We start from the raw sequence: 21,514 nt of genomic DNA, 5'->3' as shown, positions 1-21,514 counted from the left end.
ATTTCGGCCGTGCTCAGCCCGGCTTCAACCCACGCAGCGCTGCGAAGGGGGAAGATGCGGCATCGCGCGCCGAGTCCGGTAGCTCGGCGCCGGGCGCGCGCGGATAGGGGTCGAGCGCGAGGGCTAAGCTCTGCGCCGCAGCCTCACCAAGGTCCACCGTACCATCCGGCTCGGATTCGATCTCGTCCGGCCCCTCGTCCAGCTCGTCCGAGGGCTCCTCGCCCAGTGGGAGAATGCGCCAGTCCAGCGGCTCCTCCACCGCCTGAGGCACCGGGTCGAGCGTGACGACGCAGGCCTGCACCACTTTTGCCCTTAGCGTGCCACGGGCGCGAAGCCCGCCCGGCGCGGGTTGGATGGTGAGGTCGGCCGTGAGCGCATCCAGCCCTAGCAGCCCCAAGCGCTCGGCCAGGGCGGCCCGCTCCTCGGCAGTGGCTTCCAGACGCTCCTGGCGCCCCTCCGGGCCGACAATAACCGGGCGGAGGCGGCGACTGAACTCGACGGTCATACGGCACCATCCAGAACGGCACGGCCGGCCGCGAGCTCCGCGAAAGGCTGGGTGGCCAGGGCCGCGTCGATGGCCAGCGCATGGTTCGCCAGTCGGCGTGCCGCCCCATTCGGCGGTTCGCCACTCCATACATTGCGGGCAAGCGCGGCCTCCAGCGCCGCCGCATCTCCCGCTTCCAGCGCCGTCTCATAGGCCAACGCCCGGCCGTGGAAGGCTTCCCACATGCGGCGGACGCGCTTGCCGATGGACATATCGCCCACCCCCATTTCCCGCAGGTTCATGTCCATATCGGCGAACATCGCGTCGAACACCGCCTGGGCGAGCACCGGGCCGCGCGGGTCAGGGTCCCGACGCAGGCGGCGCACCATCAGGGCGCCATGAAGGGCAACCAGGTCGAAGCGCCCCTCCAGCGTGTCCGGAACGCCGTCCTCGCCGAACAGCGAGGGGTCGCGAGCCGCTGTGACGGCAGCGGTGTAAAGGGCAAAGCCGGCCCGCTCATGCGGGCGCCGGCGGAGGAGGCCGAGAAGGGCCATGATGCGCGGTTCCGTTCGGGCCTAGGCAGGCCAGCATCCCAGCGGGACGCGGCCAGCCGCTGCCTCTGTTGACCAGGCGGCGGGGTGGTGGCAATCGAACCAACGAGATGGCCCCCATGACCGCCCCCGTCAATCCGCCCGCCACCCGCCGTCCCGGTGCCCCTTCCGGCAACGGGGCCAGCCATGGCCTCGCGACCCGATCGGCCCTCCGGCACGCCGCCCTGGCTGCGGTCCTCCTCGTCCCGCTCGCGGGATGTGGCTTCTTCTCCGCGCCCGAGGAGCCGCGCGGCAACCGCGCCGAGGCCGAGCTTCTGAGCGAGATCAGGCCAGGCGTTTCCAGCCGCGCGGATGTGACCGCCGTGCTCGGCTCACCCAGCGCCACCGCCACCTTCGATGCGCGCGAGTGGTACTACATCAGCGCCAACACGCATCTGCGCCCGGGACGTCTGCCCGGGATCGACAACCAGCGCGTGGTCGTGGTGCGCTTCGACGAGCGCGGCATCGTGCAGGGCATCGAGGAGAAGGGCCAGGCCGATATGCGGAACGTGGCAGTGGTCGAGCGCACCACCCCGGTTCCGGGCAACGACCGGTCTCTTCTGCAGGCCCTGTTCGGCAATATCGGCCGCTTCGGTCCCGGTGTGACCCAGCCGACCGCGCCGGGTCCGTCCGCACCCAGCCCGTGATCCGGGCGGCCCTGTCAGGGCCGCCCTCTTTTCTCCGGCGCCGGCCGGCATCCCTGCCCGGCGCCTCTCTGCATCCCCGCCAAGCTCGCGCCGTTGATCCCGCATCCCGTTCACGATGCGAGGCAGCGCCCATGGTCGATACCACCCTCATCCGCCCCCACATGAACGTGGTGGACTGCAACGGGCGCCCGATTGGGACGGTGGACACGCTGGATGCCGGGCGGATCAAGCTGACCCGGGCCGGCAGCGCCGATGGCCAACATCATTTCATCCCACTCTCGCAGGTATCCATGGTCGATGACGACAAGGTCACGACCCAGACGACGCTTGAGGAGACCCTGAAAATGATGCGCTCCGGCGCCGAGGGAAACCGCGAGGAGGGCTGAGTTGCTCGGGCGCGCCGGTGCTCAGGCCAGCCGCGCGGGGCTCCGCGCCAGCCGCCAGAGCGCCAGCAGCAGCGCGGGCAGCACCAGGATATTCAGCAGGTTCCAGCCGCTTGCGGCATGGAGCAGGCCGGAGCCGAATGCGGTGCAGGCCACCGTGCCGAAGACGATAAAGTCGTTTGCCGTCTGGGCACGGACACGCTCCGCGGGGCTGTGGGCCTCCGCGAGCAGGGTGGTGGCGCCGGTGAACATGAAGTTCCAGCCAAGCCCGAGCGCAACCAGCGCCACCGAAAACTGGTGAAACTCCTTGCCCGTCAGCGCGACCGCGACACAGATGGCGTTCAGCGCCAGCCCCGCCAGAATCACCGGTCGGGCTCCGAAACGCGCAATCAGCCGGCCCGTGACGAAGCCCGGGGCAAACATGGCGATCGCATGCACCTGGATAACGGAGGCGCTGGCGGCGATATCATAGCCGCAGAGCATCATCTCGAGCGGTGTCGAGGTCATCAGCAGGTTCATCACGCCATAGGCGACCGATCCGGTCAGCGCGGCGGTGATGAAGGCCGGGCGGGACACGATCTCCATGACCGGCGTTGCCACATCGGCCCGGGACGGGGCCGGCGGCAGCGTCACCACCTGCAGGATCGACATGCAGACGATCGGTGCGATGGCGAGGATGAGATAGGTACCGAGGAAGAGCGAGGGCGCGAGCAGGTCCCGGCTGTGCTTGACCAGCTCCGGCCCAAGCGCCGCCGCAATGACGCCGCCGGCCATGACCATCGCGATGGCCTTGGGCCGGTAGGAGGGAGTGGCGACCTCGGCCGCCGCGAAGCGGTAGTGCTGGGCGATGCCGAAGCCCAGGCCCGCGGGAATCGCGGCGAGGCAGTATATCGGGAAACTCGCCTGCCAGACGCCAAACGCGAAGGTGAGGCTGCCCAGCAGACTGCCCGTGGCCCCCAGCATGAAGCCTGCGCGCCGCCCGAGCCGGGCGAAGACGATGCCGGCGGGGATGGACGCAGCCATGGTCGCCAGCATCTGCAGCGCCATGGGCAGAGTGGCGAGCGACTTGTTCTCCACGAGGCTGTAGCCGATCAGTGCGCCCATGGTGGCCTGGCCGACAACCGCGGAATTCATCAGCGCCTGGCAAAGAAAAAGCAGCCGGACATTGCGGCGCATTGCGGTGTCGGCACGCAGGTCGGCGGTGGTCGCTGACATCAGAAGTGGCTCCATCCCCCCTGGGGCAGGATCATGGCCCTGCCCTCACTTCCCATCACCGTGACCTCGGGCGGGCCATCCGTGAAGCGCCCGATACGCGTGGCTCGTGTGTTCGCTGCAAGGGCAGCGGCATCGATGCGGAGGGCGTCAGCGGGACTGGCAGCGAAAAGCAGCTCGTAATCATCCCCTCCAGTGGCGAGCCGGGGGAGCCAGGAAGGGTCGTCGGCCAGGATGGAGGCCGCGGCGGGGGAGAGCGGGAGGCTGGCAAGTTCCAGCACGGCGCCGATCCCTGCGGCGCGGCAGAGATGGCCGAGATCCTGGGCCAGTCCGTCCGAAACATCCATCGCCGATCGCGCAATGCCCCTCAGTGCGACTCCCAGCGCAAGCCGCGGCTCCGGCAGTCGGTAGCGCCGGGCCAGATGGCCTTCCGCATCGGCCGGGGCGCGGCCCTGCAGCACCGCAAGGCCCAGTGCCCCGTCGCCGATCGTGCCAGAGACCCAGAGGTCATCCCCAGGACGGGCGCCCGCCCGGCGCAGGGCCTGACCGGGCGGGACCGTGCCGATGATGGTGAGGGACAGGCAGGCCGGGCCGGGGATAGAGACCGTGTCGCCACCCAGCACATGGATCCCGAATTTCCCTTGGTCCTCGGCCAGACCTGCAGCGAAGCCCTCCAGCCACTTCGGCCCGGTGCCGGGCGGCAGGGCGGTGGTCATGAGATAGGCGAGCGGTTCGGCGCCCATGGCCGCAAGGTCCGAGAGGTTCACCCGCAGCAGCTTGCGGCCAATAGTATCCGGTGGGTCGTCTGGCAGGTAGTGCACGCCCTCGACCATGGCGTCGGCGGCCAGGACCAGTTCCCGCCCAGCGGGCGGGGTGAGTAGCGCGGCGTCGTCCGACAGGTCGAGCGCCCCCTCCCCCGCCAGCCCGCGGAAGTGCCGGGCGATCAGCGCGAATTCGGCGGGAAGGCTCACGCGCTCATCGCCCCTGGTCAGGGCTTGGGCTGGAACTCCTCGCCGCGCATCTGGCGGGCGAGGGAGTCGAGCACGCCATTGGCGAAGCGCGGCTCCTCGCCGTCGAAGAAGCCGTGGGCGATGTCCATGTACTCGTTGATCACCACGCGGGCGGGGGTGTCGGCGGCGCCCCAGAACTCGGTGGCGGCGGCGCGCAGCAGGGCGCGCAGCACGGGATCCAGCCGCTCCAGCGTCCAGTTGGCGGAGAGCTGGGCGGAGATGGCGGCGTCGATCGTCTCGGAATTGGTCGCAGCACCGCGGACGATCTTGCTGAACAGAGGCACGTCGGCCTGCGGGACACGGCCGTCCTCGTAGCCGGCATCGCTCCCCAGCGTGCCGATCCGGTGGCGGACGAACTGGTCGATCACCGTCTCGGCGCTCTCGCCCCCGGCCTCGGACTGGAACAGGGCCTGCACCGCGGCTACGCGCGCGCCGGTGCGGGGCCGGCCGGTATTCGGCCGCGGATTGCGTTTGGGAGCCTGGCTCATGCGTCCGTCTCCGCGAAACGTCGGGTCAGCGCAATCTGGCCGATCATGGCGTTCGCGGCCTCCACGCCCTTGTTGTGGCGGTCGGGCGAGGAGCGGGCGATGGCCTGTTCGAGAGTGTGGACGGTCAGCAGGCCGAAGCCGACCGGCGCGCCCGTCTCCACGGTGATGTCCATCACGCCGCGGCAAGCTTCCCGGCAGATGTGGTCGTAGTGGTCCGTCTCGCCCTTCACCACGCAGCCGAAGACGAGATAGCCATCATACCGCCCGGTACGGGTGGCCAGCCGCAGGGCGGCCGGCAGCTCGAAGGCGCCGGCAACGTCCACGACCTCGGCCTCCGCGCCGATACCGGCGAGAACGGCGAGCGCGCCGTCCACCATGCCGCCCACCACATCCGCGTAATAGGGCGCCTGGATCACCAGCACGCGCGGGGGCAGGCCGGAGAGCTCGGGGGCAGCACGAAGCGGGGCGTCGGCAGTGCTCACGTCTGCTCCTCCATGGGGGCGCCTCCGATGGGGCGGATATTGGTGATGGTCAGGCCGTAGCCTTCAAGGCCCACCACGGGGCGAGGATGGTTGGAGAGCAGGATCATCTCCCGCACCCCGAGATCGGACAGGATCTGGGCGCCGATGCCGTAGTCGCGCAGCTCGGGCGCCGCCTTCTCGCGCCCGGCGCGGACGCGGGCGGATAGGGCATCGGGCTTCACGTCGCGGATGAGCACCACCACGCCGCGGCCCTCGCGCGCGATCTCCTCCATGGCGTCGTGCAGGTCCTTCGGGCCGTTCCGGCCGGTGATGTCGGACAGCAGGTTCACAGCATGGACACGCACCGGCACCGGGCCGGGCCGGGTGAGGTCACCGCGCACCAGCGCGAGGTGTTCCCCATATTCCAGGGTGTTCGCATAGATGACCACGCGCCAGGGGCCGCCAGGCGCGTCCTCCAGCATGCCTTCCTCCACGCGGCGCACCAGGCGCTCGGTGCGGCGGCGATGGGCGATCAGGTCGGCGATCGTGCCGAGCTTCAGCCCGTGGTGCTGAGCGAAGGAGACGAGGTCCGGCATCCGGGCCATAGAGCCGTCGTCGTTCATGATCTCGCAGATCACGCCCGCGGGGTTCAGCCCGGCGAGGCGGGAGAAGTCCACCGCCGCCTCCGTATGGCCGGCGCGCACCAGGGTGCCGCCCTCCCGCGCCACCAGCGGGAAAACATGGCCGGGGGTGACGATGTGCTCGCGCCCCATCTCGGGGTTGATCGCCACCGCCACCGTCCGGGCGCGGTCGGCGGCGGAGATACCGGTCGTCACGCCGTCACGCGCCTCGATGGAGACGGTGAAGGCGGTCTGGTGCCGGGTGCCGTTGGACTGCGCCATGAGAGGGAGGCCGAGCTGCTCCACCCGCCCGCGGGTCATCGCCAGGCAGATCAGGCCGCGGGCGTGGCGGGCCATGAAGTTGACGGCGTCGGGGGTGGCGAACTGGGCGGGGATGACGAGGTCGCCCTCATTCTCCCGGTCCTCATCATCCACCAGAATGAACATGCGGCCGCGGCGGGCCTCCTCCAGCAGTTCCTCGGTGGGGCTGATGAAGTCGGCGAAGCTGGTGGTGCGGGCCTGGACGTTCATGCCGGCGACTCCCCCGTCTCGAAGCTGCGGAGCCGGGCGACGTAGCGCGCCAGCATGTCGATCTCGATGTTCACCCGCCCGCCCGGCGTCAGGGTGCCGAGCGCCGTCACCTCGGTGGTGTGGGGGATGAGATTAACCCCGAAGGTTTCTCCTTCCACCGCATTCACCGTAAGGGAGACACCATCGATGGTGATGCTGCCCTTCTCGGCCACGAAGCGAGCCAGGGCGGGCGGCAGCTGGAAGAGCCAGCGGTGGGACCCGTTCTCAGGCGTGATGGAGAGCACCTCGGCCACCCCGTCCACATGGCCCGACACGACATGGCCGCCCATCTCGTCGCCCATGCGCAGGGACCGCTCGAGATTGATCCGGGTGCCCTCCGCCCAGCCGCCCAGCGTGGTGCGGGAGAGGCTTTCGGCGGAGATCTCCACCTCGAACAGGTCCTGCCCGAGGGAGACAACCGTGAGACAGCAGCCGGAGCAGCAGATGGAGGCACCGATCGCCACCCCCTCCAGCCAGCCCGGCGGAGTAGCAATGGCAACGCGCATGTCCTGCCCCGCCCCGATCGGGGACAGGCTGCGGATCGTGCCGATGGCGGTAACGATGCCGGTGAACACGGGGGCTTCCGTCCGGGGAGGTTGTTGCGCAGCAGGGGATGGCGCGCGGGGCGCCTTGTGACAAGGGGGAGACGGCGCGGGTCAGCCCGGCAAGGCCCGGGGTGGAAAGATGTCGGCCTCGACCAGCCAGCAATCGCCCGCGGGCCGGCGTCCGGTGATCGTCAGACGAGGCATGTCAGCCAAGCTATCCACACCAAGGGATTCAAAGCCGGACAGCCCATCCCCACCGATCAGGGAGGGTGCGACGAACCAGGCTAGCCGATCCACCAGCCCGGCCCGCATCAAGGAGGCCGCGAGCACCGCGCCGCCCTCGACCATCACCCGGGTGATGCCGCGGGCGGCCAGCGCGCGCAAAAGAGGCTCGGGCTCCAGCCCGCCAGCCGGCGCGGGCGGCACCTCGATGAACTCGGCACCGCGCTGCTCCAGCGCCGCCAGGGCGGCAGGGTCGTGGCCCTGCCGGGTGGCGATCCAGGCTGGCGCTTCGGCGTTGAACAGCCGCGCGCCGAGCGGGGTGCGGAGGCGCGCATCGGCGATCACCCGAACAGTGGGCACGGGGGCATAGCCGGGCAGCCGGCAGGTCAACTCGGGGTCGTCTGCCAGCAAGGTGCCGCTGCCGGCCATGACGGCATCGTGGCTGCCGCGCAGGGCGTGGGCGATGCGCCGCGCCTCTGGGCCGGTGATCCACTGGCTCTCGCCGGTGCGGGTGGCGATGCGGCCGTCCAGCGTCGTGGCGAGCTTCACCGTCACCATGGGCAGGCCGCGTTCCAGGCGCTTGGCGAAACCGGCATTCACCCGGCGCGCCTCGCCCTCCAGCAGCCCGACTTCCACATCGATCCCCGCATCCCGCAGGCGCTTGAGGCCGATGCCGTCCACGCGCGGATCGGGATCGCGGAGCGCGACCACCACGCGGGAGACGCCGGATGCGATCAGGGCGTCGGTGCAGGGCGGCGTGCGGCCCCAGTGGCAGCAGGGTTCAAGGGTGACATAGGCGGTGGCGCCGCGCGCGTTCACGCCGGCGGCACGCAGCGCCTCCGTCTCCGCATGCGGGCGGCCACCCGGGCGGGTGTGGCCGCGGCCGACGACACGCCCGTCCCGGACGATGACGCAGCCGACGGAAGGGTTAGGCCAGGTGTTGCCCAGGCCCCGCGAGGCCAGCGCGAGCGCCCCACGCATATGCTCAAGATCCGACACGGCAGGCCGTTTGCGCCGCCCGTCAGCCGTTGTCCAGGGAGCCCAGGAAGGCGTGGAAGTCCCGCGCGTCACGGAAGTTCTGGTAGACGCTGGCGAAGCGCACATAGGCGACGGGGTCCAGCTCCCGCAGCACCTCCATCACGCGATGGCCGATATCACGGGAGGTCAGCTCCTCCGTGCCCTCGGATTCCAGGCGGCGCTGGATGCCGGAGACGATGCGCTCCACCTGGTCCTCGTTGACCGGGCGCTTGCGCAGGGCCACGCGGATGGAGCGTCCGAGCTTCTCGCGGTCGAAGGCGACGCGCCGGCCGTCGGACTTCACCACCGTCAGCTCGCGCAGCTGCACGCGCTCGAAGGTGGTGAAGCGGGCGCCGCAAGCATTGCAGGAGCGGCGCCGCCGAATGGCCGCACCGTCCTCGGCCGGACGGCTGTCCTTCACCTGCGTGTCCTCGGACTGGCAGAAGGGGCAGCGCATCCGGTCTGGGCAATCTTAGCTGCGGTAGATCGGGAAGCGGGCGCAAAGGGCGTGAACCGCCTCGCCCGCAGCGCGTTCCGCGGCCTCGTTGCCCTCGGGCGAGTTGGAGCGGGACAGACCGTCCAGCACCTGGCCGATAAGGCGCCCAACCTCGCGGAACTCCGCCTCCCCAAAGCCGCGGGAGGTGGCTGCGGGGGAGCCCAGGCGGACGCCGGAGGTGACGAAGGGCTTCTCCGGATCGAAGGGGATGGCGTTCTTGTTCACCGTGAGATGGGCACGGCCCAGCGCCCCCTCGGCGGCCTTGCCGGTGAGGTTTTTCGGGCGGAGATCGACCAGAACGAGGTGGTTGTCGGTGCCACCCGTGACCAGTCCGAAGCCGCCATCCCGCAGCGTGTCCGCGAGCGCGCGGGCGTTGTCCACGATAGCGCGGGCGTAGCTGCGGAAGTCCGGACGCAGCGCCTCGCCGAAGGCGACCGCCTTGGCGGCGATGACATGCATCAGCGGCCCACCCTGGGTGCCCGGGAAGACCGCTGAGTTCAGCTTCTTCGCGATCGCCTCGTCATTGGTGAGGATCATGCCGCCGCGCGGGCCGCGAAGGGTCTTGTGGGTGGTGGTGGTGACGACATGGGCGTGCGGGAAGGGCGAGGAGTGCGCGCCGCCCGCAACGAGCCCGGCGAAATGGGCCATATCGACGAGGAACAGGGCTCCCACCTCGTCCGCGATCTCGCGGAAGCGGGGGAAATCCCATTCGCGGGCATAGGCGGAGCCGCCGGCGATGATCAGCTTCGGGCGGCTCTCCCGCGCGATGCGGGCAACCTCCTCCATGTCGATCCGCTGGTCTTCCTGGCGCACCGTATAAGGAGCGACCTTGAACCACTTGCCCGAGAGATTGACGGGCGAGCCATGGGACAGATGCCCGCCGGCGGCGAGGTCCAGGCCCATGAAGGTGTCACCGGGCTGCAGCAGGGCGAAGAACACCGCCGCATTGGCCGAGGCGCCGGAATGGGGCTGCACATTGGCGAAGCCGCAGCCGAACAGCTTCTTGGCGCGCTCGATCGCCAGGGTCTCGGCCAAGTCCACAATCTCGCAGCCGCCGTAGTAGCGCTTGCCCGGCAGGCCTTCGGCGTACTTGTTCGTCAGGACCGAGCCCTGGGCCTCGAGAACGGCGCGGGAGACGATGTTCTCGGAGGCGATCAGCTCAATGCCGTCCTGCTGGCGCACCAGCTCGCGGCCAATGATGTCGGCGATCTCGGGGTCGATCTCGGCCAGAGGGGCGTTGAAGAAGCGGTCCGTGCTGGCGGCGGGCGACTGTTCGTTCATGGCGTGCGGGTCCAGTCCGGTGAGAGCTTCAGGACCCGGCGGTCATGGCGGCCGCCGGCATAGGGGGTGGCGAGGAAGGCGCGAAGGGCCTCCAGCGCGGGCTCGGGGCCAATCATCCGGGCGCCGAAAGCGATGACATTGGCGTCGTTGTGCTCGCGGGACAGCCGGGCGCCGGTCACGTCATGCACCAGGGCGCAGCGGATACCGGGGGACCGGTTGGCCGCGATGGAGATGCCGATTCCCGTGCCGCAGACGAGCACGCCGTAGCGGGCGCGGCCGGCCTGCACGGCCTCCGCCACCGCATGGCCGAAGTCGGGATAATCCACGCTTTCCGTGCTGTGCGTGCCCATGTCGAGCACGGAGTGGCCGGATTCCTCGAGCGCCTGGCGAAGGGTTGCCTTCAGCGCGAGGCCGGCATGGTCGCCGCCAAGGGCGATGGTGAGGGGGGCAGTCATGGCCGCGCTCTACCACGGCTGGGGGCAAGGGTGGAACGGTGCCGCTAATCCTTGGGGGCGGGTCGGCCATGCATGGCCTCCCGGCCTTTCGGTCCGGCGGATTGGCCTAGCGAGGTGCGGCGTTGGCGGTGAGGAAGGCCGGGACGCGGCGCAGGGCGTCCTCGCGCGCCGCTGGGTCCAGTCCCATGCGGGCGGTACCATCGCCCTGCGCCGTCATGTCCAGCCCCGAAAGCGTGCGCTGCGGCATCCCAGGCTGATCGAAGCCGTGCGGCGCACCGGGGTACTCCACCAGTTCGACTGGCGCAGGGAGGGCCCGCTGGGCGGCAAGACGGCACGGGCCGGGCGGGGTCGAGTCATCGGCGCCGCCGAGCAGCATCAGCACCGGCGCGGCCGGGTGCCAACGCGGGGGTTGCTGCCCGGGGCGGGCGCAGCCGGGATAGAGAGCGACGGCACCCCGCAGCAGGCCCGGAGGCACGGGCTGGCCGATGGCGGCGAGGGCGGTGCTGCCGCCGTGCGACCAGCCCATTAGCAGGGCCCCACCTGGCAGGCTCCAGGATTGGGTGGCAGCCCAGGCAGCCGCTGCATGGGCATCGGCGCGGCGGGTCGTCTCGGGCAGGATGCCCTTCTCGCCGCCCGAACAGACCTGGGTCACGCCACGGCTTCCAAAGCTGTCGGGGAACAGGACGGGGTGGCCCAGGGCGGCGAGCCGGGCGGCCCAATCTGCCTCGCGCGCCAGCAGGAACAGTGGCGCGCCGGGGCCGCCGAGTCCGCCGCAGCCATGGAGGGCGATAACCGGAGTGCCGTGCGCGGCTCCATCCGGCCGGACGAGAAGCTCTCGCAACGCCACGCCGCCGGGGCCCGGGATGGTCACGGGCTCCGCGGCAGAGGCGGGTACAGCGGCAAGGAGCGCGAACGGGGCGAGCCACTTCATGCCCTTCCAGCGCCCCTCCCCTGCCCGGGTTTCGGCTTGGCGACGCAGCGTGATAGCGCGAGAAAGGCGGGCATGACCCAGCCCGCCTTCCCCATCTCCCGCCCCCGCCGCAACCGGCTGGACGACGCCACGCGCCGGCTGGTGGCGGAGAACCGGCTCTCGGTCGACGACCTGATCTGGCCGATTTTCGTCGTCGAGGGCGAGGGACAGAACCAGGAGGTGGCCTCCATGCCCGGGGTGCGGCGCGTGTCGCTAGACCGGTTGTCGGACCATGTCGGGCCAGCGGCGGCGCTGGGCATCCCGGCCGTCGCGCTGTTCCCGGCGACGCCGGCCGGGAAGAAGGATGCCGAAGGGACGGAGGCGAAAAATCCGGAGAACCTGATGTGCCGCGCCGCGCGGCAGCTAACGCGGGATTTCCCCGATCTGGCGCTGGTTGGGGACGTGGCGCTCGATCCCTACACGGACCACGGGCATGACGGCGTGATCCGCGACGGCTACGTCCATAACGACGATTCACTGGAGGTGCTGGTCGCGCAGGCGGTGCTTCAGGCGGAGGCCGGGATCGGGATTATTGCCCCCTCAGACATGATGGACGGGCGGGTCGGCGCGATCCGGGCAGCGCTGGATGCCAAGGGGCTGATCCACACGCGGATCATGGCCTACTCGGCCAAATACGCCTCCGCCTTCTACGGGCCGTTCCGGGATGCGGTTGGTTCGGGCGGTGCGCTGAAGGGCGACAAGAAGACATACCAGATGAACCCCGCCAACTCGGACGAGGCACTCCGCGAGGTGGCGGCGGACATCGCGGAGGGCGCGGACATGGTGATGGTGAAGCCCGGGATGCCCTATCTCGATATCATCTGCCGCGTGAAGGACAGGTTCCGCGTGCCGACCTTCGCCTACCAGGTGAGCGGCGAGTACGCGATGATCGAGGCCGCGGCGCGCAACGGCTGGATCGACCGCGAGCGCGCGATGATGGAGAGCCTCATGGCTTTTCGCCGCGCGGGTGCCGACGGTGTGCTCACCTATTTCGCGGTCGATGCCGCGATGCGCCTGCGCGCCGGCTGAGCCGGCGCGCAGGACGCTCCCAGCGCTACATCTCCGGACGCCGCATCGGGCGACGGCCACGCGGTGCAGGCGCCATCGCGGCAGGACCGGCCATGATGCGCCGAAGCTCGCCGCCGACGAAGGACTGCGCATCCTTCGCCTTGCTCAACACCGCGTCGGCCCCGAAGAACTCATGCGTCACGCCGGGGTAGAGTCGGCGATTCACCGGCACACCGGCTGCCGTGAGCCGAGCCGCCAGCAGCTCGCCATCCGATTGCAGCGGATCGATCTCGGCATTGACGATGATGGTGGGCGGCAGTCCGGCCAGCTCGGCCCGGCGATACACGTCAAGCCGCGGGTCCTGCAGGTCCTGCGGGCCGCGCGTGTAGTTCTGCACGAACCACTGCATCGACGCCTTGCTCAAGGGCTTCGCAACCGCGAAGTCGTTGTAGGACGGCGTGGTCAGGTCCGTGCCGGCCACCGGGTAGATCAGCGCCATCGCGCGCGGGGCAGGCAGGCCGGAGTCCCGGGCGTAGATGGCGGCATTGATCGCCAGGTTGCCGCCCGCGCTCTCGCCGGCCAGCACGATCCGGTTCGGATCGGCGTTCAGCGTCGCGGCATTCCGGACGGCCCAGGCATATGCGACGTTGGCGTCGTCATGCGCGGAGGGGAAACGGAATTCCGGGCCCTGGCGGTAGTTGATCGACAGCACCAGCGCGCCGGTCTCCACGCAGAGCGCGCGGGCGGAGGCATCATAGGTGTCGATATTCGCCACCACCCAGCCGCCGCCATGGAAGTACACGATCAGCGGCAGCGGTGCATTGTTCGCGGGAATCGGGCGGTACAGACGTGCGACGAGCGGGTTCGGCAGCGTCGAGAGGGTCATGTCCTCCTGGCTGCCAATCACGCGCTGAGGATTGGTGTTGGCCATCTCCAGCGCGCGCGCGCGAACGGCATCGGCGAAGGAGGGCTGGCGGCGCGCCTGGGCGACACTCAACGCCTCGAAAGGCTGGATGCCGAGCCGGCCCATGGTCTCCAGCAGGGCGCGCATCTCGGGGTCCGCACGGCCGGTCGGGTCCGCGGGCATCACGGCGTTGGAAGGCGGCTGCACGCAGGCAGCGGTGAAAGCGGCGAGGCCGAGCGGCAGTATCAGCGCCCCGCGGCGCGAAAGGGTTGTCATATGGGGAATCTCCACAGTGCCGGACGGGCACTGGGGCCTGGAACGCTCGTTCTTGCCAGGGGGTTGCCGTCCTCCCTCAGGAGAGGAACGCGACGATCGGGCCGGTCTGCGCCGCGTCGATCAAGGCCGGGGCATGGCCGCAGCGCGGGATGGTGACGAGCTGCGTCTCCGGGCGCGACGCCATCGTGGCGGCAGTGGCCTCGTCCAGCAGATCGCTTTCCGCGCCGCGCAGAACGAGGATGGGCAGCGACAGCTTCTCCCACACCGGCCAGAGATCGATGTCCGAGATCGCGGTGCTGTTCATCGGGGCGGCGATCGCCGGGTCGTAATGCAGCACGAGGCGGCCCGCCGGCGTGCGGCGCGCGCTGGTCTCGGCCATGTGCCGCCAAGCGGCATCCGGCAGCTCCCCAAAGCCGGCATGGACCAGGCGCAGATGCGTCTCCACCTCGTCCATCGATGCGAAGTCATGCGTCATGCCAAGATAGGCCGCGATGCGCCTGAGGGCGGAGGCCGGCAGGAATGGGCCAATGTCGTTCAGCACCATCCGGCGCGGCGCGGCACCCGGCATGGCGCAAACAGCAATGCCGATCAGCCCGCCCATCGAGGTGCCGACCCAATCGAAGGGCTGCGGCAGCTGCGCCAGGAACTGCTGGAAGGCGAGCGCGTAGGTGGGCACGGCATAGAGCTTGCCGTCCGGAAGCCAGTCACTGAAGCCGCGGCCGAAGACATCCGGGCAGATCACTCGCCGGCCGCGCCGGGCGAGATGCAGTGCCAGCGCGTCGAAGTCCCGCCCATTGCGCGTAAGGCCGTGGACGCACACGACGGGCACGCCGTCCACAGGCCCCCATTCCACCCAGCGCAAGGTTGCCTTGAACGGCCCGACGCCGCAGCGGAAGGCGCCTGGGCGGGGTGTCAGGCCCTCACGCAATCCCGGCATCCCGCAGCTTCGCCACATCCTCGGCCGAAAGGCCCAGGCGCGACAGCACCTCTTCCGTGTGCTGGCCGAGCACGGGCGCGGCGCTGCGATAGCTCGGCGGGGTGGCGGAGAGGCGCACGGGGTTGGCGATCACCTGCACTGTCTCGCCGCTCGCGTGATTCATCTCAACGATGACCTCGCGGGCCTGCACCTGCGGGTCCTCGAACACGTCCTTCAGCGTGTTGATCGGCCCGCAACCGATCTTCGCCTGCTCCAGCACGGCTACCCATTCCTTTGTGGTGCGGGAGCGCATCACGGGGGTGAGCGTGTCGGTGACGAGCTGCCGGTTCGCCACGCGCGCCGCGTTGGTTGCGAAGCGGTCATCCGCCAGCAGAGCCTCCTGGCCCGTCAGCTTGCAGAAGCGCTCGAAGGTCGGGTCGTTGCCCACGGAGAGGACGATGTAGCCGTCGCTGCTCGGAAACACCTGATAGGGCACAATGTTGGGGTGCTGGTTTCCCAGGCGCTTTGGGTTCTCGCCGGATGCCAGGAAGTTCGACGCCTGGTTGGCGAGCCAAGCCACGCTCGTGTCGAGCATGCCGATATCGATGCGCTGCCCCTGCCCCGTCGCGTGACGGTGGTTCACCGCGGCCAGAACACCAATGCAGCCGTAAAGACCGGAGAAGAGATCCGCGACGGGAACGCCAACTTTCTGCGGCTCGCCCTCGATGTCGCCGGTAAGGGACATGACGCCGCCCATCGCCTGGATAAGCGCGTCATAGCCCGGTCGCGGCGCATAGGGGCCGGTCTGGCCGAAGCCGGTGATGGAGCAATAGATGAGCCGGGGATAGCGGCCCTTCAGCTCGTCCCAGCCAAGGCCGTATTTAGCCAGAGCACCCACTTTGAAATTCTCGACGAGGATGTCGCATTCGGCGAGCAGCTTGTGGATAATCGCCTGCCCCTCGGGCTTCGCAATATCCAGAGTCACCGATTTCTTGTTGCGATTCACGCCGATGAAATACGCGCTCTCGGTCGTGCGCGGCACATAGGGAGGCGCGAAACCGCGCGTGTCATCGCCGGCACCAGGACGCTCGATCTTGATCACCTCGGCGCCGAGATCGCCCAGCATCTGCGTACAGGTCGGCCCGGCCAGTACGCGGGTGAGGTCGAGCACCTTCAGGCCGTTCAGCGCTCCGGGTGCGAAAGGTGCCGTCATGCGCCAGGAACCTTGGCCGGGCTGCGTGGCTTCTTCGCAGGCACAGCCTTGCCGGGGATCAGCAATGCGTCCACGGCGCCGGAGCGCACCACCGTGCCGCCGCGCGCGAAGGCTTCGTGGTTCCGCTCGATCTCGTCGCGATCGTAAAGGTAATTGACCATCAGTCCGTGAGATTCCTGCATGCCGCGGGGCGCGGTGTTGCCGAGCCAGTTGATGCGCTCCAGCCGGGCGCCGTTGCCGAGGTGGAAGCGAGCGACCGAATCCAGGCGGTCGCCAGGATTGGTCAGGTACTCGGCGCAGAGGCGCATGAGCGGCCCGCGCAGCGCCTCTGCCCGCGCCGGATCCTGCCACCAGCCCGGCTCGGAGAGCGGCAGGGCGAGTTCGTTGTCCACCAGCCCGTCAGCCATGCGGCGTTCCATCCAGCGACGGAAGCCCGGGATTGGCGAGAGGGTGGAGAAGCGGGTGAGCTGCGGCAGCTCCGCCTTCAGATCTTCCACCACCTGCTTGATCAGGAAGTTGCCGAAGGAGATGCCGCGCAGCCCCTCCTGGCAGTTGGAGATGGAGTAGAAGATGGCCGTGTCCGCTTCCGCCGCACGGGCCTCCGCACCTGCTTCACCCTCGGCATCCAGAAGCGGCTGTACCGCGGCCGCCAGGCCCTGGACGAGCGCGACCTCCACGAAGATCAGCGGCTCATCCGGCAGGGAGGGGTGGAAAAAACCGTAGCAGCGACGGTCCGCGGCCAAGCGCCGGCGCAGGTCGTGCCAGCCGGCAATCTCGTGCACGGCCTCGTAGCGGATGATCTTCTCCAGCACCGCGGCCGGAGTCTGCCAGTCGATGCGGCGAAGCTGCAGGAAGCCGCGGTTGAACCAGGAAACAAACAAGTGGTGCAGGTCCTGCTCCAGCGGCTTCAGCGCCGGCTCCTCGCGGATCTCGTGCAGCAGCTGGCGCCGCAGCTCCACCAGGGAGGCGGTGCCGCCCGGGGACATGTTCATTCGGCGCAGCAGCTCCTGCCGCGGCGGCTCGGCACAGCGGGCAAGATGGGCGGCGTTCGCCGAACTGGAATCGGCGAGATAGGCCTCGGCGGCGGCGCGCAGGGGCTCCGGCTTCGGGTCGAAGCCGGTCGCCATGAACAGGTGGAACGCCGCGCGGTCGGCGGGCGCCAAGTCGCGCAGCGCCCCCATCACCTCGCGCGCGACGGCCGCGCCGGAGGCCTCGCCCCGCTCGGTCAGCAGCGCCTCCACCAGGCTCTTGGCCCGGTCCAGCGCAGGCACGGAATCGCTGGGAACGGAGGCGAAGAGGCGGCCCCGGTCGGCAATGGAGGACCAGAGGCGCTCGATCCAGGAACGGGCGGCGGCGGGGGCGGCCTCGTTACGGGGATCCTCCTCATCGGTGTCGCGCTCGATCGTCGTCGCGGCCTCGGACATGCGTCTCCTCCGGTTGGCGCTGCCGGGCGCCGATGGTGTTCCGGCGCTATGGCGCGCCGGGTTGGCTCTGGCGCCGCTCGGGCGCCGGTCGCGCCAGATTGGCCGTGCGGCCGGGCATGGGCAAGGCACGCTTCCGACAGGACCGGCCGGATCTCCCCAAATCCCGCCAACGCGCTTGCGGGCCCGGCTCGGCAGGGGCACCCTCCCCCGCCCTGCCCGACAGGAAGAGGAAACGCGCTGTGCTCGATCGCCCCCATCCCACGCCCGAGGCGCCCACCACGGACCCCTTCCTGCTGGCCAAGGCGCTGTCCGGCCAGCATTTCATCGGTGGCCGCTACGTGCCCGCGCGCTCCGGCAAGACCTTCCCGGTGGTGAACCCCGCGACCGGCGAGGAAGTGGCCACGGCCGCCGACGGCGATGCCGCGGATGTGGATGCGGCCGTCGAGGACGCCGCGCGCGCCCAGAAGGAATGGGCCAAGACCCCGGCCCGCAAGCGCGGCGCGCTGGTGGCGCAATGCTCGGCCATCATCAAGCTCCATGTCGAGGAGCTGGGCCGGCTGATCGCGTTGGAAACCGGCAAGGCGCTGCGCACCGAAAGCCGGGTCGAGGCGAACACGGTTGCCGATATCCTGGAGTTCTTCGGCGGCCTCGGCGGCGAGCTGAAGGGTGAGAGCGTACCCTTCGCGCCCGAGGTGCTGAGCGTGACGGTGCGCGAGCCCTTGGGCGTGGTGGGCGCCATCATTCCCTGGAACGTGCCGATGCTGCTGATGGCGCTGAAGGTGGCGCCCGCGCTGGTGGCCGGCAATTCTGTGGTGGTGAAGAGCGCGGAGGAGGCCCCGCTCGCGGTGCTGCGTATCTGCGAGCTGATGAACCGCGTGCTACCGCCCGGCGTGTTCAACATGGTGTCCGGCTTCGGCCCGGAATGCGGCGCACCGCTGGTCTCCCATCCCAAGGTGCGGAAGGTGACCTTCACCGGCTCGGTCGAGACCGGGAAGATCGTGTACCGCGCGGCGGCTGAGAAGCTGATCCCGGTGACGCTGGAGCTGGGTGGCAAGTCGCCCATGATCATCTTTGCCGATTGCGACTTCGACAAGACGCTCGCAGGCGCCCTCACATCCATGCGCTTCACTCGCCAGGGGCAGAGTTGCACGGCCGCCAGCCGCATCTATGTGGAGCGCCCGATCTTCCAGCGCTTCGTCGATGCCATGGCCGAGCGCGTGGACAAGATGGTGATGGGCGACCCACTGGATGAGGCGACCGACATCGGCACCATCATCTCCGAAGGGCAGTTCGAGAAGGTGAAGACCTTTATCGACGAGGGGAAGGCGACGGAGGGCGGCACCGGGCGCGCCTGCTCCGCCATGCCCTCCGACCCCGCGCTGAAGAAGGGGCTGTTCATCCAGCCGCATATCTTCACCGGCCTGACCCGCGAGAGCCGCTTGGTGCGCGAGGAGATCTTCGGCCCCGTCACCTGCATCTTCCCCTTCGACGACGCCGAGGCGGTGCTGGAGGAGGCAAATGACAGCGAGTACGGGCTGGCCGCCAGCTTGTGGACGAATAACCTGACCGTCGGGCTGCGGCTGGCGCACAAGCTCGAGGCCGGGCTGGTGCAGATCAACCAGAACCTCGTCGTGCAGGCGAACCTTTCCTATGGTGGGGTGAAGTCCTCCGGTCTCGGCAAGGAGGCCTCGCTGGAGGCCATGCTGGAGCATTTCACCCACAAGAAGACCATCATGGTGAACATGGGCTGACGCCGGCGCAGGCCGGGGCCCCAGCCCCGGCCTGCCAGCCGCCCGCGTCAGCGGGACGTTAGGATTCAGGTTCTAGTCTGGCGCACTCGCGACACAGTGCATGCCAGGGACGGGATGAGGATCAGCTATCACGAGGACGGGCGGCCCTATGTCGCCCGTTATGAAGTCGGAGACTTCGTTCAGCTCCGCACCGATGAGAGTGGCGACGGCGCCATGGGAAAGGTGGGGGATTGGGGCAGCGTCCTGTCCGTCGAAGGGCGTATGGGGAGCCTTCTCACCATCAAGCTGGCCGGACATTCCCAGAGGCGGGAATCTCCCCTCCAGCGGCTGGCTGGCATCCCTGTCAGCATCGTGGTGCCCTGCAATGCCCGCGGTGAGATCACTCCACTGCCGCGCCAGCGGGACGTCCGTGGGCTGCAGGTCAGCGCCAGCAACACGAGCAGCACCGGCGGCAACCAGCATGTCACGGTGAGCACGGGCACTGCCCTGCCACCCTGGGCCGCGACGCTGGTCGTGGCCGGCTCAACCCTGCTGCTCGTGGTGGCGGCCGTCGTGGCAATGAAGGGGTTCGGCGTGATCTGACGCGCGCTGGCCTAGGAGATCCGGCGCAGTCCGCGCGCGAGCAGCACCATCCCGAGTCCAGCGGCCAGGAGCGGCAGCGCGGCAAGCGGCCAACTGCGTTGTGCAGCCGCCGCGATGACGAGCGGGGCGAGCACCGAACCGATACTGTTGAACTGCACCAGCAGGCCGAGCGCCGGCGCGACGAGCACGGGTTCAGGTACCGCGCGCGGCATGAGAGCGAAAAGCGAGCCCGGGACCGTACCGCCTAGGCCGGAAGCGAGCATCGCGGTCGCAACCGTCAGGACCAGTGAGGAGGGCAGCGCAAAAGCACCAGCCGAGAGGATCGTCATTGCCGATCCCGCCGCCATGACCAGGATGGCCGGTCGCCAGCCGCGCCGCATGAGCCACCCAGAAAGGAGGTTGCCGCAGACATTGACGATTGCCGCGCCGGCACCGATCAGCCCAGCGGTCGGCAGCGACACGCCGAAGCCCTCGACCAGCCGCGCCGGCAGGAAGCCCGCGATCCCAAAATAGACGATGGCGTAGCAGGAGAAGGCTCCCGCCACGACCAGCGGCAGGCGCGCGCGCCAGAGCGCCGGCACGGGTTGCATAAGCCTGACTTTTGACGGCACCGGCGCGCCCGCGCAGTACGGCACGAGGGTTGTGACCAGCACCGCGGCCCCCCAGGGCATCAAAGCAAGCAAGCCCCATGCGGCGCGCCAGCCGAGTGCTGCCACCAGCGGTGCCGCCAGCATCCCGAGCGCGATCCCGCCCGGCATGAAGCTGCTCCAGCACGCCATGGCCACTGCGCGGTCGACCGGCGCGGCTCGGGCGGCAACCAGCGCCGGGGCGGAAACGACGACGGCGAGGAAAGCGGCCCCTTCGACCAGGCGGCAGGCGTACAGAGTTGCCCGGTCGGGTGCGATGGCGGCGGCCAGCCCCGCCCCGCCCAGTACGCAAAGTCCTATAAGAGCGGTGCGCCGCACCCCGGCCCGGGCCGCCAGCAGCCCGGCCGGAAGCCCCGTCGCGGCCGCCACCAGCGCAAAGACCGAGAGCAGCCCTGCAGCCCCGCCCAGCCCGATCCCGAGATCCGCGGCGACCGCGAGGAGTGAGGGCGCAACCTTGCCGAGTTGAAGCGCCGCGGCCATCCCAGCCGCGACGAGTGCGAAGATTTCCAGCCAGCGCGTCGCCGCCGCCGGCGCGGCGGCTTCAGCCATCGCGCCCGGCGGCGAAGAACCAGCCGATCAGCCGGCGCTCGATCCAGAGAAAGCCGCGATTCAGCGCGTAGCCGAGCACCGCCAGCACGAGCACGGCCGCATACATCTCCTCCGCCCGCCCCGCGAATTGCATCAGCACGAGGTAGTGGCCGACGCCCTGCTCGCCCGCGATCATCTCCGCGACCACGGTGGTGACCAGCGCCAGCGCCAATGCCACGCGCAGCCCTGCGAGCACATAGGGCAGGATCGCCGGCAGGGTGACCTGGAACAGGCGGCGCCAGGCGGGCACGCCGAAGGTGCGCGCCATTGCGATCTGGTCTGCCTCCACCGCGCGCAGTCCCTGGGCGGTGTTGGTCAGCACGGGGAAGAAAGCGGTCACCGCGGCGACCGTGATCTTCATCGTATTGTCGAGACCCAGAAAGAGAACGAGGGGCGGGATGACGGCGGGGATGGGAATGGGACGAAGCAGTTCCACGGTCGGCCCCAGCACGCGCTGTGCAATGCGGCTGGCGCCGAACAGAAGCCCGACCGCGACCCCGGCGAGCGTGCCGGCGGCGAGCCCCGTGAACATGCGCGCCAGTGTCGAACCAACGAGGCGCGGGATCTCGCCGGAGGCGATGTCGCGCGCGAGCGCTGCCAGCACGCGGGAGAGCGGCGGCCAGTTCGGGCTATCCACCATGCCGGTACGGGCAGAGACCTCCCAGAGGAGGAATAGGGCCAGCACCAGCAGCAAGCCGGAGGTTAGGCGAAACCGCGACGGCGCGGCGGCTGCCGCCAGGGTTGCGCCCGACAC

24 protein-coding genes are annotated in these 21,514 nt (G+C 69.6%); 5 read left to right on the top strand and 19 right to left on the bottom strand.

Going from position 1 to position 21,514, the window contains the following annotated elements; translation table 11 throughout:
* Positions 1-13: 13 nt before the first annotated feature.
* Together ACVBD7_RS06275 and ACVBD7_RS06270 are read right to left on the bottom strand one after the other, a co-directional pair.
* Positions 14-505 carry a YceD family protein gene (locus ACVBD7_RS06275; RefSeq protein WP_458096643.1) on the bottom strand — a complete coding sequence of 164 codons (492 nt, stop codon included), beginning with the start codon at positions 503-505 and terminating at the stop codon, positions 14-16.
* A complete protein-coding gene (locus ACVBD7_RS06270) occupies positions 502-1,038 on the bottom strand; it encodes a ubiquinol-cytochrome C chaperone family protein (protein ID WP_458096642.1) in 537 nt (178 codons plus the stop codon). The genes ACVBD7_RS06275 and ACVBD7_RS06270 overlap by 4 nt, the downstream gene beginning before the upstream one ends.
* A gap of 116 nt (positions 1,039-1,154) precedes the next feature.
* Here ACVBD7_RS06270 and ACVBD7_RS06265 point away from each other — a divergent pair, with 116 nt between their 5' ends.
* Positions 1,155-1,721, top strand: coding sequence for an outer membrane protein assembly factor BamE (locus tag ACVBD7_RS06265; protein ID WP_458096641.1), 567 nt, complete (start codon positions 1,155-1,157; stop codon positions 1,719-1,721).
* 131 nt (positions 1,722-1,852) lie between these two features.
* Entirely contained in the window at positions 1,853-2,107 is a 255-nt protein-coding gene (locus tag ACVBD7_RS06260; RefSeq protein ID WP_458096640.1) for a DUF2171 domain-containing protein, read from the top strand.
* Positions 2,108-2,128: 21 nt separating this feature from the next.
* On the opposite strand, the gene ACVBD7_RS06255 is transcribed toward ACVBD7_RS06260, so the two are convergent.
* From ACVBD7_RS06255 to ACVBD7_RS06205, 11 genes are all read right to left on the bottom strand, one after another.
* A complete protein-coding gene (locus ACVBD7_RS06255; protein ID WP_458096639.1) occupies positions 2,129-3,319 on the bottom strand; it encodes an MFS transporter in 1,191 nt (396 codons plus the stop codon).
* A complete protein-coding gene (gene thiL, locus ACVBD7_RS06250; protein WP_458096638.1) occupies positions 3,319-4,287 on the bottom strand; it encodes a thiamine-phosphate kinase in 969 nt (322 codons plus the stop codon). The genes ACVBD7_RS06255 and thiL overlap by 1 nt, the downstream gene beginning before the upstream one ends.
* A 17-nt stretch (positions 4,288-4,304) precedes the next feature.
* Entirely contained in the window at positions 4,305-4,814 is a 510-nt protein-coding gene (gene nusB, locus ACVBD7_RS06245) for a transcription antitermination factor NusB (RefSeq protein WP_458096637.1), read from the bottom strand.
* Positions 4,811-5,296, bottom strand: a complete 486-nt coding sequence (gene ribH, locus ACVBD7_RS06240; protein ID WP_458096636.1) for a 6,7-dimethyl-8-ribityllumazine synthase — start codon at positions 5,294-5,296, stop codon at positions 4,811-4,813. The genes nusB and ribH overlap by 4 nt, the downstream gene beginning before the upstream one ends.
* Positions 5,293-6,426: a 3,4-dihydroxy-2-butanone-4-phosphate synthase gene (gene ribB / locus ACVBD7_RS06235; RefSeq protein ID WP_458096635.1), complete on the bottom strand. Its 1,134-nt coding sequence runs from the start codon at positions 6,424-6,426 to the stop codon at positions 5,293-5,295. The genes ribH and ribB overlap by 4 nt, the downstream gene beginning before the upstream one ends.
* Entirely contained in the window at positions 6,423-7,040 is a 618-nt protein-coding gene (locus ACVBD7_RS06230) for a riboflavin synthase (RefSeq protein ID WP_458096634.1), read from the bottom strand. The genes ribB and ACVBD7_RS06230 overlap by 4 nt, the downstream gene beginning before the upstream one ends.
* Positions 7,041-7,121: 81 nt before the next feature.
* Positions 7,122-8,213, bottom strand: coding sequence for a bifunctional diaminohydroxyphosphoribosylaminopyrimidine deaminase/5-amino-6-(5-phosphoribosylamino)uracil reductase RibD (ribD, locus tag ACVBD7_RS06225; protein WP_458096633.1), 1,092 nt, complete (start codon positions 8,211-8,213; stop codon positions 7,122-7,124).
* Positions 8,214-8,253: 40 nt separating this feature from the next.
* Positions 8,254-8,706 carry a transcriptional regulator NrdR gene (gene nrdR, locus ACVBD7_RS06220; protein ID WP_458096632.1) on the bottom strand — a complete coding sequence of 151 codons (453 nt, stop codon included), beginning with the start codon at positions 8,704-8,706 and terminating at the stop codon, positions 8,254-8,256.
* Positions 8,707-8,721: 15 nt separating this feature from the next.
* Positions 8,722-10,026 carry a serine hydroxymethyltransferase gene (glyA, locus tag ACVBD7_RS06215; protein ID WP_458096631.1) on the bottom strand — a complete coding sequence of 435 codons (1,305 nt, stop codon included), beginning with the start codon at positions 10,024-10,026 and terminating at the stop codon, positions 8,722-8,724.
* Positions 10,023-10,481: a ribose 5-phosphate isomerase B gene (rpiB, locus tag ACVBD7_RS06210; protein WP_458096630.1), complete on the bottom strand. Its 459-nt coding sequence runs from the start codon at positions 10,479-10,481 to the stop codon at positions 10,023-10,025. Before rpiB ends, glyA begins: the two co-directional genes overlap by 4 nt.
* A 106-nt stretch (positions 10,482-10,587) precedes the next feature.
* A complete protein-coding gene (locus ACVBD7_RS06205; protein ID WP_458096629.1) occupies positions 10,588-11,412 on the bottom strand; it encodes a dienelactone hydrolase family protein in 825 nt (274 codons plus the stop codon).
* 72 nt (positions 11,413-11,484) lie between these two features.
* Here ACVBD7_RS06205 and hemB point away from each other — a divergent pair, with 72 nt between their 5' ends.
* A complete protein-coding gene (hemB, locus tag ACVBD7_RS06200; protein WP_458096628.1) occupies positions 11,485-12,480 on the top strand; it encodes a porphobilinogen synthase in 996 nt (331 codons plus the stop codon).
* A gap of 25 nt (positions 12,481-12,505) precedes the next feature.
* Here the strand turns inward: hemB and ACVBD7_RS06195 are convergent, their stop codons facing one another.
* From ACVBD7_RS06195 to ACVBD7_RS06180, 4 genes are all read right to left on the bottom strand, one after another.
* Complete coding sequence (locus ACVBD7_RS06195) at positions 12,506-13,639, bottom strand: alpha/beta hydrolase (protein ID WP_458096627.1); 1,134 nt, start codon at positions 13,637-13,639, stop codon at positions 12,506-12,508.
* 76 nt (positions 13,640-13,715) lie between these two features.
* The gene (locus tag ACVBD7_RS06190) at positions 13,716-14,567 is read right to left on the bottom strand and encodes an alpha/beta fold hydrolase (protein ID WP_458096626.1); all 852 of its coding nucleotides are present in this window, start codon (positions 14,565-14,567) and stop codon (positions 13,716-13,718) included.
* The gene (locus ACVBD7_RS06185) at positions 14,560-15,768 is read right to left on the bottom strand and encodes a CaiB/BaiF CoA transferase family protein (RefSeq protein WP_458096625.1); all 1,209 of its coding nucleotides are present in this window, start codon (positions 15,766-15,768) and stop codon (positions 14,560-14,562) included. The genes ACVBD7_RS06190 and ACVBD7_RS06185 overlap by 8 nt, the downstream gene beginning before the upstream one ends.
* Positions 15,765-17,192, bottom strand: coding sequence for a malonyl-CoA decarboxylase (locus ACVBD7_RS06180; protein ID WP_458096624.1), 1,428 nt, complete (start codon positions 17,190-17,192; stop codon positions 15,765-15,767). The genes ACVBD7_RS06185 and ACVBD7_RS06180 overlap by 4 nt, the downstream gene beginning before the upstream one ends.
* A gap of 239 nt (positions 17,193-17,431) precedes the next feature.
* Here ACVBD7_RS06180 and ACVBD7_RS06175 point away from each other — a divergent pair, with 239 nt between their 5' ends.
* Complete coding sequence (locus tag ACVBD7_RS06175) at positions 17,432-18,943, top strand: aldehyde dehydrogenase family protein (RefSeq protein ID WP_458096623.1); 1,512 nt, start codon at positions 17,432-17,434, stop codon at positions 18,941-18,943.
* Between the two features lie 114 nt (positions 18,944-19,057).
* The gene (locus tag ACVBD7_RS06170) at positions 19,058-19,525 is read left to right on the top strand and encodes a hypothetical protein (protein WP_458096622.1); all 468 of its coding nucleotides are present in this window, start codon (positions 19,058-19,060) and stop codon (positions 19,523-19,525) included.
* Between the two features lie 11 nt (positions 19,526-19,536).
* Here ACVBD7_RS06170 and ACVBD7_RS06165 read toward each other — a convergent pair whose 3' ends face one another.
* Both ACVBD7_RS06165 and ACVBD7_RS06160 read right to left on the bottom strand, forming a co-directional pair.
* On the bottom strand, positions 19,537-20,721 hold the full coding sequence (locus ACVBD7_RS06165) for an MFS transporter (protein WP_458096621.1): 1,185 nt from the start codon (positions 20,719-20,721) through the stop codon (positions 19,537-19,539).
* Positions 20,714-21,514: an ABC transporter permease gene (locus ACVBD7_RS06160; protein ID WP_458096620.1), complete on the bottom strand. Its 801-nt coding sequence runs from the start codon at positions 21,512-21,514 to the stop codon at positions 20,714-20,716. The genes ACVBD7_RS06165 and ACVBD7_RS06160 overlap by 8 nt, the downstream gene beginning before the upstream one ends.

Source organism: Roseomonas sp. WA12 (genome assembly GCF_054165765.1).
This window is presented reverse-complemented; position numbering and strand designations above follow the sequence as displayed.

Bases quoted from the DNA above. Each gene is read 5' to 3' on its own strand.
- ACVBD7_RS06275 (WP_458096643.1), bottom strand. From the start codon at position 505: ATGACCGTCGAGTTCAGTCGCCGCCTCCGCCCGGTTATTGTCGGCCCG.
- ACVBD7_RS06165 (WP_458096621.1), bottom strand. From the start codon at position 20,721: ATGGCTGAAGCCGCCGCGCCGGCGGCGGCGACGCGCTGGCTGGAAATC.
- ACVBD7_RS06205 (WP_458096629.1), bottom strand. From the start codon at position 11,412: ATGAAGTGGCTCGCCCCGTTCGCGCTCCTTGCCGCTGTACCCGCCTCT.
- ACVBD7_RS06265 (WP_458096641.1), top strand. From the start codon at position 1,155: ATGACCGCCCCCGTCAATCCGCCCGCCACCCGCCGTCCCGGTGCCCCT.
- ACVBD7_RS06180 (WP_458096624.1), bottom strand. From the start codon at position 17,192: ATGTCCGAGGCCGCGACGACGATCGAGCGCGACACCGATGAGGAGGAT.
- ACVBD7_RS06185 (WP_458096625.1), bottom strand. From the start codon at position 15,768: ATGACGGCACCTTTCGCACCCGGAGCGCTGAACGGCCTGAAGGTGCTC.
- nrdR (WP_458096632.1), bottom strand. From the start codon at position 8,706: ATGCGCTGCCCCTTCTGCCAGTCCGAGGACACGCAGGTGAAGGACAGC.
- ribD (WP_458096633.1), bottom strand. From the start codon at position 8,213: ATGCGTGGGGCGCTCGCGCTGGCCTCGCGGGGCCTGGGCAACACCTGG.
- ACVBD7_RS06270 (WP_458096642.1), bottom strand. From the start codon at position 1,038: ATGGCCCTTCTCGGCCTCCTCCGCCGGCGCCCGCATGAGCGGGCCGGC.
- nusB (WP_458096637.1), bottom strand. From the start codon at position 4,814: ATGAGCCAGGCTCCCAAACGCAATCCGCGGCCGAATACCGGCCGGCCC.
- ACVBD7_RS06195 (WP_458096627.1), bottom strand. From the start codon at position 13,639: ATGACAACCCTTTCGCGCCGCGGGGCGCTGATACTGCCGCTCGGCCTC.
- ACVBD7_RS06170 (WP_458096622.1), top strand. From the start codon at position 19,058: ATGAGGATCAGCTATCACGAGGACGGGCGGCCCTATGTCGCCCGTTAT.
- hemB (WP_458096628.1), top strand. From the start codon at position 11,485: ATGACCCAGCCCGCCTTCCCCATCTCCCGCCCCCGCCGCAACCGGCTG.
- rpiB (WP_458096630.1), bottom strand. From the start codon at position 10,481: ATGACTGCCCCCCTCACCATCGCCCTTGGCGGCGACCATGCCGGCCTC.
- ribB (WP_458096635.1), bottom strand. From the start codon at position 6,426: ATGAACGTCCAGGCCCGCACCACCAGCTTCGCCGACTTCATCAGCCCC.
- glyA (WP_458096631.1), bottom strand. From the start codon at position 10,026: ATGAACGAACAGTCGCCCGCCGCCAGCACGGACCGCTTCTTCAACGCC.
- ACVBD7_RS06255 (WP_458096639.1), bottom strand. From the start codon at position 3,319: ATGTCAGCGACCACCGCCGACCTGCGTGCCGACACCGCAATGCGCCGC.
- ACVBD7_RS06260 (WP_458096640.1), top strand. From the start codon at position 1,853: ATGGTCGATACCACCCTCATCCGCCCCCACATGAACGTGGTGGACTGC.